The organism is Trebonia sp. (assembly GCF_049794275.1).
Lineage (GTDB): Bacteria > Actinomycetota > Actinomycetes > Streptosporangiales > Streptosporangiaceae > Trebonia.
Genome location: NZ_JBARCR010000765.1, coordinates 1 through 4010 on the forward strand (window position 1 = coordinate 1; position 4010 = coordinate 4010).

General features: G+C 69.1%; 6 protein-coding genes. 1 reads left to right on the forward strand and 5 read right to left on the reverse strand.

The annotated features are described in order from the left end of the window. From WA805_RS19995 to WA805_RS20010, 4 genes are all read right to left on the reverse strand, one after another. Window positions 1–806 (reverse strand): SAM-dependent methyltransferase (locus tag WA805_RS19995; protein WP_425243089.1); only part of this gene is annotated, 806 nt, incomplete at its 3' end. A 44-nt stretch (window positions 807–850) separates the two neighbouring features. Beyond that, complete coding sequence (locus tag WA805_RS20000; RefSeq protein WP_422290158.1) at window positions 851–1771, reverse strand: helix-turn-helix domain-containing protein; 921 nt, start codon at window positions 1769–1771, stop codon at window positions 851–853. A 133-nt stretch (window positions 1772–1904) separates the two neighbouring features. Beyond that, entirely contained in the window at window positions 1905–2120 is a 216-nt protein-coding gene (locus tag WA805_RS20005) for a DUF397 domain-containing protein (RefSeq protein ID WP_422290162.1), read from the reverse strand. Window positions 2121–2357: 237 nt separating this feature from the next. Then, window positions 2358–2882, reverse strand: coding sequence for a PaaI family thioesterase (locus WA805_RS20010; protein ID WP_422290157.1), 525 nt, complete (start codon window positions 2880–2882; stop codon window positions 2358–2360). A 61-nt stretch (window positions 2883–2943) separates the two neighbouring features. Between WA805_RS20010 and WA805_RS20015 the strand changes: the two genes are divergently transcribed. Continuing rightward, window positions 2944–3444: a winged helix-turn-helix transcriptional regulator gene (locus tag WA805_RS20015; RefSeq protein ID WP_422272643.1), complete on the forward strand. Its 501-nt coding sequence runs from the start codon at window positions 2944–2946 to the stop codon at window positions 3442–3444. Here WA805_RS20015 and WA805_RS20020 read toward each other — a convergent pair. Further along, the coding region (locus tag WA805_RS20020; RefSeq protein ID WP_425243090.1) for a TetR/AcrR family transcriptional regulator at window positions 3422–4010 on the reverse strand (589 nt) is incomplete at its 5' end. The two genes, WA805_RS20015 and WA805_RS20020, sit on opposite strands and share 23 nt — an antisense overlap.

The window sequence follows — 4010 nt, forward strand, 5'->3', positions numbered from 1 at the left end:
TTGCGGCCGACGCCGCCCATGCCGGGTACCTCGCCGGCGTCGGGGAACAGGGTGGCGTCCGGCCGCCACTTGTTCAGTTCCACCACGCCGGGCGAGATCAGCTTGAGGCCGTCGAAAAACCCGGTGAGCTGCGCAGGGCTGCGCGGGTGATACGTGTTCGCCGAGCTCTGGTTGTACGCCTCGACGGCCGTGGTGAACGACTCGCTGGTGTTGGTGCCGTCGCTGAGCGCGAGGTAGCTGCCGGACGTCATCGGCTCCAATAGCTGCCTGATGATCAGCTCCGGCTGGTCGGAGTCCGGCACCTGGCCGACGATCCCCAGCATCATCAGCGCGACCGGGCGCGAGAAGTCGAGCGTCCGGGCGGCCTCAGAAAGGATCGTAGCCGTGTCGCGCATGTCGGCGTCGATGTAGTCGCAGGCGCCCTCGGAGGTGCTGGTGAGCAGCGCACGGGCGTGCACGAGCACGAGCGGGTCGTTGTCGACGTAAACGATCCGGGAGGAAGGAGCGATCGCCTGCGCGACCTGGTGGGTGTTGTTTGCGGTTGGCAGCCCGGTGCCAATGTCAAGGAACTGCCGGATGCCCGCCTCCCCGGCCAGGAACCGCACCGCCCGGCCGAGGAACGCGCGGTCGGCGCGGGCGAGCCGGCTGATGTCCGGGAACACCTGCATGACCTGATCGCCGATCGTGCGGTCGACCGGGTAGAAGTCTTTGCCGCCCAGCCAGTAGTTCCACACCCGGGCCGAATGCGGCATGGATGAGTCGATGGCGGGCCCGTTGCCTCCGGGCGTGGACGAGCTCTCGGTCACGCGCGAATTCTCCTGTCTAGGTCTCTTTGAGCTTGGTCTCTGAGCTAGGTCTCTTTGAGCAGCGTCCGAAGCATGTCCCTGCTTGCTGAGCCGTTGGCGGCCTGCACGCACAGCTGGTTCATGACGGCCAGGTAGGTCATGACGTCGTCCGGCTGGTCGAGGTACTGCGCGCTGCTCAGCTGCTCGAGGTAGACCACGTCGGGCAGGTCGGGTTCCGGGAACCGCAGGATGGTGAACGGCCCCCCGGCCGCGGGGTGCGGGCCGGCCTTGAACGGAATGATCTGCAGGGTGACGTTCGGCAGGTCGGTGATCTCCAGCAGGTGCTCGAGCTGGGCGCGCGTCACCGCGCGGCCGTCCGGGGGCCTGCGCAGCGCGGCCTCGTCGAGCACGGCCCAGAAGTCAGGCGCGTCGGGCTGGGTGAGCAGCCGCTGGCGCTGCATCCGCAGGCTGACCCGGCGCTCGACCTCCTCGGTCGGCGCGCTCGCGTTGGAGATGAGGATGACCGCGCGGGCGTAGTCCTCGGTCTGCAGCAGGCCGTGGATGAACTGCATCTCGTAGCTGCGGATGATCGACGCGGCCTTCTCCAGGCCGATGTAGAGCTCGAGCCACCTGGGCAGGATGTCGTTGTACTGCTGCCACCAGCCTGGGACGCTGGCTTCCCTGGTGAGCTCAAGCAGCTTGTCGCGCTCGGCCTCGTCGGTGACGCCGTACAGGGTGAGCAGGTCGGCCACGTCCCGCTGCCTCGCGGTGGTGCGTCCCCGCTCCAGCCGGCTGATCTTTGAGTGCGTCGCCCGGATCACCTCGGCGGCTTCCGCCGTGGTCAGCCCGCTGGCGTCACGGTACTTGCGCAGCTGGGCGCCCAGCGCGATGCGCAGCACGGTCGGCCCGCTCTGCGCGCCGACAAGCGCTCCCCTGCCCTCGGGCTCATGGTCCGGCCCGGCCTTTTTCCCATGATTTACATTCATCGACACGCTCCCTGCCGCCGCCCCCGGCCGTGGTAGACGGACATAGTGTCGCATCGGTTTGCCAGTGGTGCATAGCTTTGCACACGCAAAAGGCATGCACGAGCAAAGCCATCCACCACGCCTCCAGGGAGCATCAGCCGCAAAGGTAGTCGAATTCCCCGTCCTTAACACCGCGGATAAACGCGGTGATCTCCGCCGGCGTGTAGACCAGCGCGGGACCGGCCGAGTCGCGCGAGTTGCGAACGGCAACGGCGCCGCCGGGGAGCTCGGCTACCTCGACGCAGCTTCCGTTCGGGTTGCTGCGGGCGCTCTTGCGCCAGCTGACTTCCGTCAGCCCGGAGGCTGGCATGCCGTTGTAAGCCTGAAGCTCAGACACCTTAGCGATCTCCACTCCCAGCACAAAAGATGCACGTGCACCGTCTGTCACATTCAATCAAATGATCGTGCAGATGTTCGTGCATTCAGAATTTTATGGTGCGGTGATGCTGGGAGAGGTGGTGCTGGGAGAGTAGCCACCTGACGTCCGGAATTAGAAGATCTTTTATATTCAGAACGTACGGTACCGACTCCGCGGCCTCAGCCGTCCCTACTCCGGCCGCAGCACCAGGCAGCTGCTGGTCGCGGTGGCGTACACCTTGCCTGCGTCGTCGGTGATCCTGGCCTCGGCGAGCGCTGTCCGCCGGCCGAAGTGCACGACGTTGCCCTCGGCGGTGATCGGGCCGGTGGCAACCGTGACCGGCCGCAGGAACTTCACCGACAGGTCCAGGCTCGTGTAGAAAACGCCCGCAGGGAGCTTGGTGTGCACGGCGCAGCCGCACGCGGAGTCCAGCAGCGTCGCGAACACGCCGCCGTGCACGCCGCCGAGCGTGTTGTAGTGGAATTCCCGCGGCGTCAGCCGGAACACGGCGCGCCCGTCGCCGAACGAGACCCCGTCGAAGTCCAGCGCCCGCAGGATCGGCGGCGGCGCGATCGTGCCGTCGGCGATCCCCGCGAAGAACTCGGCCCCGCTCAGGCCTGCCCCGGTAGCGGCGCCCTCGACTGGGTCGTCCCAGGTGAAGGTGCGCTGCCGGGGCTGAGTGCCGGGCTGTTCGGTATCGGTCACTGTCGTCATGGCCACCTCGCTCGCACGTCTGAGTTTCTAAAAGCAACCTAGCACGCGTACGATGCCGGACATGAGGCCGTATAGCGCGTACGACAGCGACACCTGCTCGATCGCCAGGACGCTCGCCCTGATCGGCGACCGGTGGACGCTGCTCGTGCTGCGCGACGTGGCCAACGGCGTCCGGCGCTTCGACGAGCTGGCCGGTCACCTCGGGATCGCGCGCAACATCCTGGCCAGCCGGCTCGCCCGGCTGACGGAGGCGGGTCTCGTCGAGCGCGCCGCCTACCGCGAGCCCGGCGCGCGGGAGCGGCACGAGTACCGGCTCAGCGAGCCTGGCCGCGAGCTGATGCCGGTCCTGGTGGCGTTCATGGCGTGGGGCGACCGTCACCTCGCCGGCCCGGAGGGGCCGCCGGCCGTGGTACGGCACGCCGACTGTGGCGGCAGGATCCGGGTCTCGCTGACCTGCGAAGAGGGGCATGAGCTCGGGGAGCGGCCGCGGCTGCGCGTGGAGCCTGGCCCGGGGAGCCTGGTGCGGTCGTTACGTACCGCTAGGGCCTGGCAACGCGCCTGATGAGATCCTCCCAGCCGCGGGCCAGCCGCCCCGCGACGTTGTCTGCGGCGTCGCCGGCCAGCGCGTCGGAGGACAGGTACAGCAGCAGCGGCCCGTCCAGCGCGGCGGTGAGCTGGGTGGCGAGCACGTCGAGGTCGGCCGCGCCAAGCCGCAGCTGGCCGAGCAGCAACCGGATGTGCCCCCGTGACATGGGCCCCTCCGTGCCGGGCCGCACCGGGTCCCGGCCGTCTATCGCGGCCCGCGCGATCTCCCGGTTGCTGATCAGGAAGCCGATCCTGGCGCGACCGTAGGCGGTCAGCCGGTCCAGTGGCGGGGCGCCCGGCCCGAGCGGCGGGGGACCGGACAGCACCTGCTGCTGGAAGGCCCGCTCGTCGTCGTCGAGCAGTGCCTGGAAGATCCCGGCCCTGGTGCCGAACCGGCGGAACACCGTGCCCTTGCCCAGGCCCGCGCGCTCGGCGAGCCCGTCCATGGTCAGCTTGTCGGCGCCGTGGGCGGCGAGCATCTCGCGGGCCGTGGCCAGCAGGAGGCGCCGGTTGCGGGCGGCGTCGGCGCGCTCGGCGGGCGGC

What these genes read in the sequence shown, in the direction of transcription:
- WA805_RS20005 (WP_422290162.1), bottom strand. Translation starts at nt 2,120, where the DNA reads ATGCCAGCCTCCGGGCTGACGGAAGTCAGCTGGCGCAAGAGCGCCCGC.
- WA805_RS20015 (WP_422272643.1), top strand. Translation starts at nt 2,944, where the DNA reads ATGAGGCCGTATAGCGCGTACGACAGCGACACCTGCTCGATCGCCAGG.
- WA805_RS20010 (WP_422290157.1), bottom strand. Translation starts at nt 2,882, where the DNA reads ATGACGACAGTGACCGATACCGAACAGCCCGGCACTCAGCCCCGGCAG.
- WA805_RS20000 (WP_422290158.1), bottom strand. Translation starts at nt 1,771, where the DNA reads ATGAATGTAAATCATGGGAAAAAGGCCGGGCCGGACCATGAGCCCGAG.